The following is a 14,082-nucleotide window of genomic DNA, read 5'->3' as shown; positions in this document are numbered from 1 at the left end:
TAAAGGTGAGGAAAGATGAGCAAGAAAATCCTGATGTTGGTTGGCGATTACGCCGAAGATTATGAAACCATGGTCCCGTTTCAGGCATTACAGATGATTGGTCATCAGGTGGATGCCGTTTGCCCCGACAAACCGAAGGGGGACTACATCATGACGGCAATCCATGACTTCGACGGTGCCCAGACCTACAGCGAAAAGCCCGGCCACCGTTTTGTCCTTAATGCTGACTTTTCCGCCGCACGGGAGCAGGATTATGACGCACTGCTTATCCCGGGCGGCAGAGCGCCAGAATATTTGCGGTTAAATGACGATGTGCTTAAGCTGGTGCAGGCATTTGACGCGGCACGTAAGCCAATCGCCGCCGTGTGCCATGGTCCGCAACTGCTTGCTGCTGCCGGCATACTAAAAGGCCGAACCTGCAGCGCCTACCCGGCGTGTGCGCCTGAAGTGCGTCTTAGCGGTGGTCACTACGCCAGTATCGGCATCGACCAGGCACATGTAGACGGTAATCTGGTCACCGCCCCCGCCTGGCCAGCTCATCCACAGTGGCTGGCGAAGTTTAGCGCTTTGCTGGAGTAACAGTGGTGCTGCCCATCAGCGGCACGCGCGGGCATAAGTAAAAACTGGCGCCAGAATGCGCCAGTTTTCAGTGCGACAAGGTCATTCTCCCCCATCAGTACCTCGCAAACGTTCAGTTTCTCCGCCCGTTACCGAAACAGATCTCTGGATTCAGAGTAACCGCGGAAAGTGGTAAGCGCGGAAAAGTGCAATACGCCAAAAAGCAATAATATCAATAAGATAAAATTTATCCATTTTTACTGGCGAAGCATCTCCCTCTGATTATACTTAGTCAACGAAGTCAAAATGCTGTATGTATATACATGAATTTTGGCTTCAGTACCGGGCTTGTTCCGTCTCCGGAAATGGGCCCGCCACGCAGGTAGATCTGAGGAGAAACACCATGAATCCCGCTTTGAATACCTGGCTTGCCGCCGAAAAAGCCGCCATCACCCACTTTGATTCATCCCAGTCCGATTCACTGCCGTTTACTGTCCCCTCGGGCGACAGCACCGTCCATTCGTCCATTCCGCTGGCACCGGTATTACCGCAGGCGATTAACGGGCCGATCAATATCATGACCCTGGCCTCGCCATCACCGGACTACATGTGGGGCGTCACGTGGTCAGGCATTACCTACATCAGCACCAGCAACGGTGCCTTTACGCCGCTGGCGCGCCTGCCCATTCCCGGCATCACCCAATTCCCGATTGATTTGCTGACCACTCTGCTCACCCAGCCGCTCAATACCCTGAGCGTGGTGGAAGGCATCACCTCGCAGTTGTCTCCCGTCACGCCTGCGGGCGGTATTAACAGCGCCTACTGCCTGGTGGACAACACCAACACGCTGTTCGCCAACTATGGCACGAAGGTGTACGCCGTCGGGCTGAACGTGCCCGGCCTGCCGCTGCTGGGCATTGGTATTAAGCGTACGCTCGACACCTCTTCGTTTATCCCATCGGGCGATGCGATTACCGGCCTGGTGCTGACGTACGACGGCAATCTGGTGGTGGTTGGCACCCGCTCGGTTTCCGTGGTGGCGCGATCTTTCTCCGGCCCGGTATATACCCTCACCTTCGGGGCGGACGAATACATTTCCAACTCGGCGGCGGTGGATGAAAACGGCGGGATTTACGTGGTCTCCGACAAGAAAATGCGTAAGGTTGTCTGGACCGGCAGTGCCCTCTCAGATAACCCGGCGGACGGTGCGTGGGTGTCCGATTATCCCACTGGTGATACCTATCCAACCATCTTTGGCTCCGGCTCAGGTGCTACGCCAACGCTGATGGGCTTTGGCAGCGGAACCGATAAACTGGTGGTGATCACCGACGGCAAAAAACGCATGAGCCTTGTCGCCTTCTGGCGCGATGCGATCCCGACAGGCTTTACCAACCGTATCGCCGGCATTATTCCGGTCACCTGCGGCCTGCCGCTCTCCACGGAGTACATCCAGAGCGATCAGTCGGTGGCGGTGCAGGATTACGGCGCGTTTGTCGTCAATAACGTCGGCGCGGATCCCAGCAGCGGCAACCGGCTCACCGACGCGCTGGCACGCGGCCCGCTTCTGGATTCGCCGCAGGGCGTGGAACGTTTTGAGAGGGATCCAGTTAGCCACAGCTGGAGCTCAACGTGGGCAAGGCCGGATATCTGCTCCAACACCATGATCCCGGCGATCAGTTCCGCCAGCAATACGGTCTATACCAACGGCTATTTCCGCGACAACGGCGGCTGGAAAGTGGTGGGTATGAACTGGCTGACCGGCGCGACCGTGCATAACACCATTTTTGGCGACAATATCTGCGGTAACGGTATTTACGCCCAGATGGAGTTTATGCCGGATGGCGATCTGCTGATGAACAGCATCCTCGGACCAACGCGCGTCCAGTTGCCGGGCGGCGTGGTACAGCCGTTATGATTCAGGGCGGATGATCCGGCAACCCGTCTGCAAACGGGCCGCCGGAAGAGGGTAATACTTAAATACAAAAGAGGACGCGTGGGGCGTCCTCTTCTATTATGGTGCACAACACCGGGTTCTGTGCACTATTTATTGCTCAGCGTATCTGTCCATGAATAATCCGTGGCTGAAATGGCTACGGTAACCTCTGAAATGTTCAGGCCAGACTGTCGATAGCCCGGAAAAAAATATCTTCCGTCAGCATAACGCGTTTCTGAGTGTCCTGATTTTCACGCCGGATGAACCAGCCCGTTTCCGCTGCCATGCTCAGGTGATACACCTGGCGGATACCCGGCGCCTCAACGCGCATCGTCACGCTGCCCCTTTCCACTCCCCGGCAAAATTGATCGGGGATGATGCTGGCGCTACGCTCCCCGTTCTGTAACCGTACAGTCGTGATGTCATAACGGCAGATGCCGCTGCTGAGGCTGTAACCAATAGTACTCAGGTCGTGGATGTGCCTGGTCGCGATGATGACCTCAACTCCACTTCCCTCAAACCACTGGTCAATCTGCTGCGCCAGTTCATCCATCCGCTGGCAAAATTCCCGGATTTCGGCCTCTGCCGACGTTTTACCGGGGAGCAAGCTGCTGCTGTTCTGCTGCACTTTTTTGAAAAAACGTTCTCTGGCTGACACGTTATCGTCCCTGTTATCTTTTCACATGTTGTTGAGCCGGATACGCTGACCGGCCAGTTTATCGGTACACGGCCAGTCCATAGCAGGGCGCGCATCGAGATACTGCTGCTGTTTCATATGGCGGATAAGGATTTTACCCTCTGGCATAAACTCGGTGCCATAACGCACCAGCCCGACGCCCTTCAGCTCTGCGTCAATGGCGTATCGGAGTTCGCCAGGCTGCGTCTGCTCCAGCATCACAACCGTGATTTTTCTCAGGCGGGGCTCGTATTTCAGCAGCACCGCCGACAGGGTGGTGATGAGCTGGTGCGCCGTTCCCGGCATGCCCTGGAAGATTTTCGTCATATCTGGCAGACCGTAGTCCGGCAGATGTGCCAGCGTACCAGCGCGACAGTTGAGAATACGCTGCATATTGTCCAACACCGACAGAATGACCAGGTTCTCTTCACTGACCTGGTGCATATCGAAGCCACCGGCAAAATTGCCAAAAAGGGTTTCGTATAACGACGGGCGCGGCATCTCAGTCATCCTTCACAGGCAGCAGCGTCAGCTGATTATTGCTGGCTTCAATAATACGCGGTTTGTCCGGATCCAGTTCATCGCGGGAGATGACCAGACGCCAGGTATTGTTTTCCTGGTCCGGCGCCATAAACATCCCGGCCACCGCCACAAACTGCGCCTTCTCCTCCATAGGCATATCCAGTGAGAAGGATTCTCCCGGGCGCAGGCGGATATCTTTTTCAGCCAGTAAATCAGCTTTAATGGCCTGGCTGTCCTGGGCAAACAGCGACGGGTAGTCGGTGCTGTCGAAAGCTTTACGATCTTTCAACTGGTAAATCCGCACCACTGTCGCCAGCGATAAGCCTTTTGCGTTGTTATTCACCCCTTCCCGCGCCCGTATATCCAGATGCAGGGTCTTCACCTGCTTGTAAAAAATGGATTTAGTCGCCGCAACGGTGCCATCAGATATTTTCTGCGTTAGCCCGCAGCCGGTTAATGTTGCCGCCAGCCACACTGCCAGCAGCGTGGCGGAGGTGTTACCAGCGGTAATCGCCATCTTCATCGCTCTCCCTTCGGTGAATGTTATCCCGGACGCACTGATAACGCCCCAGGTGAATGGTAATCATGTTGTTTCTGTTCTGTTGCGAAGCCAGCGGTCGCATCACCGCGGTACGCCCCACTCTCGGGGCATCTGTGCTGCACGCCAGCCTCGCATCCGGCAGCAGATGCCGGGCCACGCACAGCTGTAGCCGGACATCCAGGTGTGAGCCCAGGTATACGTGCAGTAGCGCCATCAGGTCCTGATGCAGTTCGCCGCCGGGCAGCCAGCCACGCACCTCGTCAGGATGGGTGGTGGTCAGTCGCAACAGCACCTGGCCGTTAACATCCATCCCGTAATTGCCCATCACGGGGCGGTGTTTCAGGCTGACCGGCTGCCGGACGCTCATGGCAACCTGCTGCTTCAGCGGAACCCGGCAGCGATCATGGTGATACACCGCTGCACGGGTATCGGGTGCAAGCAGCGTCACCAGCGACGCCATCCCCTCCGCTGTCCGCCCCGGCAGCAACAGTGCGGGAAGCAGCGCCAGAAAGCGAGACAGCGGTGTACCTGCCGTAGCCGCGCACCCACGGATACCCAGGCCGGCCAGCCCCAGGAGATACTGCGAGGTGTTGTCCGTCCCCCCCGCCTGCCAGGTCGCCGGATACGAATATTTGCGCCAGATACGGTAATACTGGGTAATCAACCGGTGGTTGAAGATGTCCAGAAAATCGCGGGTGGCTTCGTACCCTTCCCGCCGCTGAGTGATATCGTCGATGTAGTGCGTCGGCAGCGGCGACTCCACGCCGTACAGCCCCATAAAATTGACGCGTACCGTCGGCGGGAGATGCGAATGTTCCGGTTCCGGGTCTTCCATATTCCGGATTTCACTGGCCGGGAACCCCATCCCGGAATGGGGCCGGAACCGCACCGGCTCCTGACGCACCTGCCAGTCGCTGCCGGGCACCGGCGCATCCGGCTGGCTCTGCTCAAGCAGCTGGCAGAAACGGTAAAAGTTCATGTACGGCAGATGCTGCCGTACCTGCGCCATCAGCCGGGCAGGCGCGGGCTGTGATTCTCTTTCCACCGGATACATTTCCCTTCTGGCTGAACAATCAGCGTGAGCTGGTTAAACTGATTCATGTCGGCATACAGCGCGAAAAAGCGATTGAGCATTTCGCCGAACAACTGCACATCTCCCTCCCCGGTAAAGCCGTTGCTGTCGAGCGTGACCTCCACATCCAGGCCACGCAGCAGGAAGCCATCCTCAAAACGCTGGATACGGTGGTGCCTCACGTCCAGAATGGCATCCAGACGACGGTTGTTGAGCTCATCATCAAGCCAGTTGTAGAGCGACAGCGTACCGCGCAGCACCTCCGCGCTACTCATCATATTGAGAAAACGGGTGCCAAGATGGCTCATTACCCGCCAGTGGAAGCGGTCGTCTGAGGGCGGATAAGCGGGCAGCGTGGGTTTGCACAGATTTCGCACCGTGAACGGCGTTTCGCTGACCTGCTCGCAGCGGTCCAGCAGCGTGCTCTGCAGCGCCCGGCGCGGCAGTTGACCGTTCGTCCCGGTAATACGCAGCGATACGGTCTCCCGCGCCAGCACCCGGTCTGCCTCCCACTGCTGACCGCCAAGAATAAGCCAGGTGTCGTGCATCCCGGTGACGCCCCGCTTCACACGGGTATGGTAGTATCGCTCTGGCGCGTGGCGGCGCATCATCCCGCCCCGGTGGCGGAAGCTGGTGAACGGCACATAGTGCGCATCCCCGGTTCGCCCGGAGCCGGTCACGCTGTCGACGGAGTAAATCTCCGTGTGCCCGTCCTGAAGGCGTTTCGGGCGTAGCAGGTACTCGCTCTCCAGCCCACTAATGGTCAGCGGGTCAGCTTCCAGGGTGAAAAGGTTAATGACCGGTACGCAGTGCAGGCGCAGAGCGCTGTCCGTCACCGGCAGGTCGCTCTGCCACACCTGGCTGAAAACCACCTCGATATCAAAATGGCAGATGCCCACAGGAAGCGTGATGTTCTCCAGTCCGTTAAGGTGCACGAACATAAATTTTTCGCGGAAGGTAAAATACTCCAGCAGCAACTGCCAGCCGCTGAACGCGCTGTCGCCCTTTGGCCATAGCCGATCCTCCTCACCAAACCCGCCCGGCGAAAAATAGCCGTCCAGCCTTACCCGATCGTTCTGTCCGGGCAGCCGTATATACAGTGCCGCCAGGCGCTTCGTCAGCCACAGGTGCAGGGCACTATCCGTCACGGCATCTTCTCCCAGGTACAGCGGCAGTCGCGTCAGGTCGACCTGTCGCCAGTCTGCCTGCGGGCTGCAGGCAAAGCGGATGCGCAGGACCGAACGTCCATCCGGCTCCGCAGTCATGGTCACAGCCGACACCTCTGTAGGGTTCAGCGTCACGTCCCGGGTGGTGCGGTAGCGGCAGACGGTATTTTTCGGTCCCACCGGGCGGGAGCTGATTTCCAGCCCGGCGGAAATGACCTCGGCCATTTTCATCGCCGGCAGATCCGGTGTCAGCGCTACCACTGACAGCGACGGGATCGTACGCAGATAATGCGGCCACAGCATGCTGACTAACCCTTCCGTCAGCTCCGGCAGGTCGTCGTCAATCTTTTCACGCAGGCGGCCAACAGAAAACGCGAAGCCTTCAAACAGGCGTTCGACATACGGGTCTGGCGTTCCGGCCTTGTCGAGGTCGAGCATCGCCGCGCGGTCGGGGTGAGTTTGCGCAAATTCTTTTGCTGCCTCGCGCAGGTAGCGCATTTCAGCGTCAAAATAACGCAGGGTTAAATCGTCCATTGAATTTCCTGGGTAGTGCAGAAAAAGGGTCAGCTACAGAGTACGGCGGCCCTGACGGGATCGATGGCAATCAGCCCCGCCAGCAGGTATTCCATTTCAAGATTCAGACGGGTTTTATCGGCGTCATTACGCCCTGCCTTTATCCGCAGCAGCTTCAGCCTTCTCGCCTTCACCTCAAACAGCAGTTCCGGCTCCCACTGAGTAAGCGTCAGGGTTGTCGAATGAATATCCAGCTCAGCCAGAAGGTGCTGCGCCAGTTCATTTTTGCCGGTCTGTTCGGCAATACGCGCCATCAGCAGGCGCAGAAGCCAGCGTTCACGAGAAGTGGTCATGCCGGGGCGGTTTTGCAGCCAGGCCAGCGCCGCTTCCGTCCCCTGGCTGTCGGCAAGCGTTAACGCTTCCGGCTCCAGTTGCAGGATGTCGTCCCCAGCCGAAGCTGTCGCTGGGTGGTTCTCCTGCCAGCCCGACGGGTCATCCGTCACCTGCTGTTGTATCCAGTTCAGGGTCACCTCATCGGCGAACGGCGTACCGTCGTTAAACGCCAGCGTCTCCAGCCCCGGCAGGCGGGCAAGCAACCCCTTCAGGTCAGACTGGATTAGCGCAGCTTCCGCCTCCAGCCCGGATTTCACCAGCGCTTGGTGCAGGTACCACTGAACGTCCAGCCACAGGTGGTTCGCCCCGCGTGACAGCAGGCTGTCCGCCTCCTCCATCAGCTCACGCCAGCTCTGCTGCAGGTAAAGCCTTTTGAGCTGCGCACGCTGGTCCGCCTTTGGCGGCTCGATGCGGGTTTTTCCGTCTGCTGAAAGAGGCGGTAACTGATGCAGGGTGTCATGACGCAGGTTCTTTATCAGCCGGTGTGCGGCGAGCCAGCCATCAGGCTGGCTTATCAGGTAGTCGGCCAGAATGCGCGCCTGCGACAACAATTCCTGTCCGGATGTAATACCGATGAGCGCCGGTACGCTGCCGGATGACGGCGTGGCGTGATGGCTCCCGCTGACGTTTTGCGGTACTACCGCCTCCATACCGCCGGATTTCTGTAAGCGGCTCTCCAGCGCGCCATATAATGCACCGTACTGCGGGCGTTCCACCTCATCGGTTGGTGCTGAACTCTGCTCCAGCAGCCACAGCGCACTGGCGGTGCGTTCAGCTTCAGTCTTTATCACCTCCGGATACAGGGACAGGCTGTCCAGCATCCGGCTGCTCCCCAGCCACTCCAGCGCCGCCTTCCGGCTGCGTTCCCGCTGCGGATGAAGCTGTTCGCCATACCGCTGCATCATGGCAACAAGCAGCTCCAGCCCGTCGGCCAGTCCCGCCTCGCCGTCCCGGTGCAGCCGCGCCCAGGCGTAGTAGGTCGCAATGCGGAGATCCTTTGTGGTCGTAGTCAGCAATTTTTCGGCAAGCTGGCAGATAAGCTCCGTGTCCATGCCGGAGAGCTTACCCACCTCTTCGCGCATCTGCTGGAAATCATCATCATAGCCGGGGTCATCGCCGACAGGGTTGTCGTCAGAAACGGGCAGCAGCCAGTTATCCCACAGCGCAAGGCGGGACTGTACCTGCGGTGTCAGCGTGTCTGCCTCCAGCCGGCAGGCCGCCATCAGCGTTGTAATGGATGCCATTACCAGTCCTCCTTAGCAATATCGTTGTCATCAGAAAACGCCGTCACATCTTCCATTGGGTTTGTAACAGTAAAAATGGCCTCTGGCAGCGTAAAATTACGCAGCTTGAGCAGCGCCAGCGGGCCTTCTCCGGCCTCCGTGCGCAGCGTGTAGTTCAGCGCCCTGCCGTCCGGTGCTTTCCAGTTCAGGCTCCAGCTGCTGCCCGTCCCGGGGTAAGCGCTGACATTGGCCTTGTCCAGCAGCCGAATCAAGCCCCACGCCCCTGACATATCCGCGTATTGTCTGGTGCCAGCCTGCGTGCTTATCCAGCTCAGGGTCGCACCCGGCGCTTCGGTGTCCGCTGGCCAGCTGAAACGCTTCCACGCGGGCATCTGGTTCATATAGACCAGCTTCTGGCTGTCTATCACCAGGTCCGTCTGCATCACGCCATCCGCCGTGCCCGGGCGCAGCTCAAAGTGCAGGCCAGCCTCACCATTGGTAAACACCACGTCCGAAATATGGCTCAGGGTGTTCATTGCCTTCAGAAATGCCGGGTCAAAGGTCAGCCCCTGCGCATTGATGCTGTCCGCCGTCCAGCGGCTCCCCTCTTTATAGAGCACGCCGTTAAGACGGGTTTGTAAAAAGCGGGCAATGCGCCCGGAATCACCGTTAAGGTATTTCGCTAGCAGCGGCAGGGACACTTCGCTGCTGACGTCCTTAAACGGATAGCGTCCGCCAAAGGCGGTGTTCCAGTCGTCCACCACCGCGCTGCGCCACTGGGCGTTGAGACTTTCGGCTGCGGGCGCGAGCACTTGCTGCCAGGCCTGCTCCATCGGGCGGACAAACACCGTCTGCCCGAAACCGCTCCACTCCTGCCCCAGCCCCGCCGCCACCAGGCTGCCGTAATCCCGGGTTTCAGTTAAGTCCACCGATTTACCCTGAAAGACCGTCTGCGCCAGCGCCTGAGTCATCGCCTGCGGGTCAGTGGCGTTAGTGACCTGCTGAAGACGCAGGCGCACCTGGGTGATGCGGGTCAGGAAAGTCTGGAGACTCAGATCCGTATTCCCCGCCCCTTTCGTCTGATTGCCCATCAGCGCCAGTACCGGACCAAAGGTTGCATCCAGCGGACCATGCGCACCGCCCTGCTGGTCAATCGCGGCCTGCTCATCGCGGTTAAACAGATTCTTCGCCGACTTCACCAGCGAATCGGATATCGCTTCCCCGCTCTGGCCGGTGCGCCCCTGTATGTTTAACGTGTTCATCAACGCCACCAATGGCGACTGGCGCACATCGGCCATCAGGGTCAACTGGTCAATGGTGTCCGACAGTGTGGTTGCAGGCTGAAGCCGCAGGCTGTTGAGAAAGTCGAGCCAGACGCCGCCGAAGTCAGCAAAGTAGCGCTCCGTCAGCCGCGCTTTCAGCGCTTCCCCGGAGGTTGACTGCGTAGCAGGTTGCCTGCTGTCGCTCAGCACCCAGTCCATCTCGTCACGGCGCTCCGTAACCACCTTTTCAATGGCGGGCTGAACGGCCTGCTCCCACGCCTGGCGGGTAAACATCCCCGGCACCACTTCGTCCGTCGTGAACAGGCGCGACGCATCCGTATCGCCGGTCATATCCGACAGGCTCAGGTCGGCATACTGATTCGCCACCTGCGCGAGCATCTTCTGGTACAGCGTGGATTCGCTGTTGCGCATCCCCATCTGGCGGATCAGCAGGGTGCGCGCCTGGCTAATCAGCCCATCATCGGGATGCAGACGCCACTGCGGTTGGGTCATCAAACTGGCGCCGAAGAACCGAAGCAGCGAAGTGCCGATTCCCTGCCAGATGCCGTCTTTCACACCCGGACGCTGCGGCCAGTCCTGCATCAGCGTGCCGGAGAACCAGGCCGCGTCCATTCGCTCCGGACGCGCCAGCATCAGATACAGTTTCAACTGGTCGTAAGCGGTTTTTGTCATCTTCTCGCGCAAGGGGCTGTCCGGCGGCAGTTGCACATACGCATTCAGCTGCTGCTGAAGATGAACGGCGGCCGCATCGCGCAGCAGCGGTATCGCATTTTCGGCATAGCGTGGCAGCAGCGCAGCCAGAAGGTCATCATTCTGGCTGAGGCCGCCGCGCGTGTACCAGGGTGCGCCATGTTCAGCGCGATACTGAAGGCGGGAAAGGGTTTTCTGCAACTCTGAGAGCGCATAAAGACGTGTCGCAAGGGGGTGCTTCTCCGCAGAAACCCGCTGCACCTGCTCCTGTGCCGTCGCCACCAGGCTGCGGTTGGCGGTGAAGGAGATCATCATCGAAATGGCCCATCCCACCATCAACACCACGACCACTCCCAGGAGTATTTTTGGGGCACTGACGCCGGGCTTACGCGGACGTAGTCCCGCCGAAAGCGTCTGCACTGAATCAGTAATAATGTCCCAGCGGTTATCCTTACCCCAGTGGTGTTTCACGCTACGCGCAGCTCCCTCTGATGGCGGGCTGAACACCACGCCTGCCAGCGGGAGCGGACGGTACGGGTTGAGCAAAACTGACAGCGGCCCTGTCACCGTTTCCGGCACGCGTGAGAGTTGGTCGGCCAGGTTCAGCAGAAAATTATGCTTCACCTTCGTGCATATTTGCTGAATGCCCTGCGCGATAAGGCCGGGCGTCAGAGTGACAAGCTGGTTGCTTAGCCCTTCGGGGCGACTGTCAGATGGCAGCAGAAAACCGACGGCCTGGGTGATCCGATCCGCCTGCTGCCCGGCGCGGGTATGCAGGGACCAGACGTACACTGGCAGTTGCCAGCCGAGAGTGTCATAACGCGCATTCAGCGACGCGGCAAGGCTGTCCATCGCATCAGGGGTGAGTGCGGGAGCGGCATTCTCCGTCGAGGTGTCCAGCTGTGATGTGACCCACACTATTCCATCCACCGGGCGGTGGCGCAGTTTACGCAGCGCCGCCAGCCAGTCGGTGTCTGCCGGGGTGTTCAGGTCCCCGCCCCACAGCAGCAGCGTGCCCTGGTCTTCCTGCCAGAGTTCCTGCGTGAGTTTTGGGGCGAGCTGTTCGGCATCGGTGACGCTGCCGGTTATGAGCAGGATGCGGATCTTGCGGGGCCAGATGCGGCCATACTGATGGCGCATCGCGGTACGGATTTCATCCACGATGATATGCCGGGGAGGCGTTAGCGCCACGCGTCCTTCTTCGCCGGGAAGAGCATTTATCTGCTGTGCCTGACGGCGGTGATATTTCTCCTTAACGTAACGGGACAGTGCAGGCAGATAGCGAATGAACACCAGAGCCAGACATACCAGAACAAACGCCAGTATCTGCTCACCCCGGGTCGTGATATTCAGCATTCCACCATAACGGGTGATCCCCCACCATAAAGCAGCCATTCCGGCCAGCGTAAGTCCGGCCAGGCCAAACCGGCCCAGGCTGTTACCCGGTATATTCATCTTCACTCCCTGGGATGATGGTACTGATAAAATGTTCCTGTGTAGTGGAAAACAGTCCCAGCAGGGACTGCTTACGAAGACTGACAATATCGGCTGCCAGCGCGGTCAGCAGCCAGGGGGCAAACGGCCCCGGTATGCCGCACCATTTTTCCATTAATGCGATATCTTCAGCCTTCCACGGAGCTTTCAGTTTTGCTCCCTGAGTGATGAGCGCTGCTGTCCTCTCCGTCCACGACTTCGCATCCCCCAGAACAGAATGCGTCCGGCAGGCAATAGTCTGGGTTTCCAGAAACAGTGTGATATCCCTGTCAAAATTATTCATATCTAAAGGCATCGGGCGCAGCAGACGAGCTGGATGCAGCAGGTGATATTTTTGCGCCACGTCGTCGCTGGTCAGCAGTAGCGCGGCCAGCCCGTCGGAATAAGCATCATTGCCGTTAAGCTGGATAACCAGGAGCAAACTGACCGTCAGCAAGGGTTGCTTCAGGCGCGCTTCTACTTCCGACATAGAAAATGAACCAGTAACGGTAATGCCATCAGGCACGGCACGACCAGGAATACGTTCTTTCCAGAGATGACTGAAACTGCCGGTAAGTTCAGGCGAGGGATTATCCGTTATTAAAGTGACATGCAGCATTAGCTCTGCTGGCAGGCGCTCTACAGTGTCTTTTATACCGCCGAGCAGGACATGCAGCGCACTCAACTGTGCTGATTTTTCTGTCGGAAGGTAAGTAATTCTGCGGGTAAGCCCATATTGCTGGGGACGTTCTTTTCCCCAGTTTGCCGCTGAAACATAATCCGGCAACAGCACCGTACTACCCAGAACCGCCAGATAACGACCGGCCCAGGCTTCCCACATTAACTGCCCGCGTTCCGCCTCTTTCTGTAAGAACTGATACTCTTTGAGGTTTCTGTCCCACAGCCAGCACTGCAGACAAAAGGCCAACAGCCAGCATCCAGTCGGAGTGAGAGATACCCACCAGATATTCATCGCTGAAAGTGTTTTTATGGTGCCGGAGGCATGCAGGATAAACAGCAGTACACCGATAATCGCCATCAGTATACCGGCAGACAGCCACCAGGTCAGTGTCGGTGCTGATGGACGCTCCGTGGTTAATGCTTTTGTTCGTACCCAGCCCATGTTTTATCCTATCGCGCATTCCGGTGCCCCGGATATCACCTGACAACCACACTGGCATTTGCAGCCATCAACAACGATGGCCTTGCCATCCGAAGACCATTCCGGCGCTCCCTCGATAATGGCATTGGTGCCGTGCCCCGGAACCGGACAACTAACTTTATCCCCCATCAGCGCCACGGGTTTGCCGTTAACAATCATGGTGGAGGACGCAGAAATAACAGAACCACCGTGAGTGGTTTTATCGCCGAGTAATACAAAGCCTCTGGACATATAATCTCCCTGGCAAAAAAGGATTATCATTCTGACAGCAATGTCAGTTCGAATCACTTCGGGTAGTTAACAGGTATTTTCAAGAAGAACGACTTCAGTTCATCACCCTTTTTAATGGTCATCACCATATTAAATGCATGACCAACCACTTAAATATAAACCCATAAGACAATGAATATTCATGCTATCTTTATGTACAATACGTAAAAAAAAACAAACAAGCCGGAAATGTTCTCGCAAAAAATCAGTTGTTTTTAAATACAAATAACACTCAGGGAAATAAACAAAAATTTGTTATTCCTCTCTAACTCGCCATGTTTATTTTGGCCTGAATATCACCAGTTACCATAGGGATAGGTTTTACCTTTTATAAAATCAGGTGTATCACCGTAGTAAACATACCCGTCAGGGTGTTTAGTCACACCCTTACACATCTGCATTTTGTCACCGGATACGGTGGTAATTTTGGCATCTGACTGAGAGACCACCGGATTACCACGGTCTCCCAGCCAGACACTCACCTTACCCTCAGGAGCCAGACCAATAATCATGGTTGAACGATAGTAGATTTCGTCCCAGCGGCTGTCTGTATAGGGTGTGGTCATCTGCTCCCAGGTTCCTTTCCTGAAGAATATGAGGGTTTCAT

General features: G+C 57.5%; 12 protein-coding genes. 2 read left to right on the top strand and 10 right to left on the bottom strand.

Going from position 1 to position 14,082, the window contains the following annotated elements; genetic code table 11:
* Positions 1-15: 15 nt before the first annotated feature.
* Positions 16-579, top strand: coding sequence for a DJ-1/PfpI family protein (locus L977_RS08275; protein ID WP_023330522.1), 564 nt, complete (start codon positions 16-18; stop codon positions 577-579).
* 382 nt (positions 580-961) lie between these two features.
* Positions 962-2,473: a hypothetical protein gene (locus L977_RS08270; protein ID WP_047625570.1), complete on the top strand. Its 1,512-nt coding sequence runs from the start codon at positions 962-964 to the stop codon at positions 2,471-2,473.
* A 196-nt stretch (positions 2,474-2,669) separates the two neighbouring features.
* Here the strand turns inward: L977_RS08270 and L977_RS08265 are convergent, their stop codons facing one another.
* The 10 genes from L977_RS08265 to L977_RS08220 all read right to left on the bottom strand — a co-directional run.
* Entirely contained in the window at positions 2,670-3,149 is a 480-nt protein-coding gene (locus tag L977_RS08265; RefSeq protein ID WP_047625569.1) for a hypothetical protein, read from the bottom strand.
* Between the two features lie 21 nt (positions 3,150-3,170).
* The gene (tssE, locus tag L977_RS08260; protein WP_052192613.1) at positions 3,171-3,668 is read right to left on the bottom strand and encodes a type VI secretion system baseplate subunit TssE; all 498 of its coding nucleotides are present in this window, start codon (positions 3,666-3,668) and stop codon (positions 3,171-3,173) included.
* A gap of 1 nt (position 3,669) precedes the next feature.
* Positions 3,670-4,206, bottom strand: coding sequence for a type VI secretion system lipoprotein TssJ (gene tssJ / locus L977_RS08255; protein WP_156118163.1), 537 nt, complete (start codon positions 4,204-4,206; stop codon positions 3,670-3,672).
* Entirely contained in the window at positions 4,187-5,284 is a 1,098-nt protein-coding gene (tssG, locus tag L977_RS08250) for a type VI secretion system baseplate subunit TssG (protein ID WP_072034136.1), read from the bottom strand. Before tssG ends, tssJ begins: the two co-directional genes overlap by 20 nt.
* Complete coding sequence (gene tssF, locus L977_RS08245; RefSeq protein ID WP_047625566.1) at positions 5,239-7,002, bottom strand: type VI secretion system baseplate subunit TssF; 1,764 nt, start codon at positions 7,000-7,002, stop codon at positions 5,239-5,241. Before tssF ends, tssG begins: the two co-directional genes overlap by 46 nt.
* Before the next feature lie 29 nt (positions 7,003-7,031).
* Complete coding sequence (gene tssA / locus L977_RS08240; RefSeq protein WP_047625565.1) at positions 7,032-8,618, bottom strand: type VI secretion system protein TssA; 1,587 nt, start codon at positions 8,616-8,618, stop codon at positions 7,032-7,034.
* Positions 8,618-12,025, bottom strand: coding sequence for an ImcF-related family protein (locus L977_RS08235; RefSeq protein WP_052192612.1), 3,408 nt, complete (start codon positions 12,023-12,025; stop codon positions 8,618-8,620). Before L977_RS08235 ends, tssA begins: the two co-directional genes overlap by 1 nt.
* The gene (locus L977_RS08230) at positions 12,009-13,166 is read right to left on the bottom strand and encodes a hypothetical protein (RefSeq protein WP_047625564.1); all 1,158 of its coding nucleotides are present in this window, start codon (positions 13,164-13,166) and stop codon (positions 12,009-12,011) included. Before L977_RS08230 ends, L977_RS08235 begins: the two co-directional genes overlap by 17 nt.
* Before the next feature lie 3 nt (positions 13,167-13,169).
* Positions 13,170-13,436 (bottom strand): PAAR domain-containing protein, encoded by a 267-nt coding sequence (locus L977_RS08225; RefSeq protein WP_047625563.1) that lies wholly within the window; start codon positions 13,434-13,436, stop codon positions 13,170-13,172.
* A gap of 335 nt (positions 13,437-13,771) precedes the next feature.
* The coding region (locus L977_RS08220) for a DUF2931 family protein (protein WP_156118162.1) at positions 13,772-14,082 on the bottom strand (311 nt) is incomplete at its 5' end.

This window comes from Enterobacter sp. ZOR0014 (assembly GCF_000798855.1).
Taxonomy (GTDB): domain Bacteria; phylum Pseudomonadota; class Gammaproteobacteria; order Enterobacterales; family Enterobacteriaceae; genus Enterobacter; species Enterobacter kobei.
The sequence above is the reverse complement of the archived record's forward strand: the minus strand, read 5'-3'. Positions and strand labels throughout refer to the sequence as shown.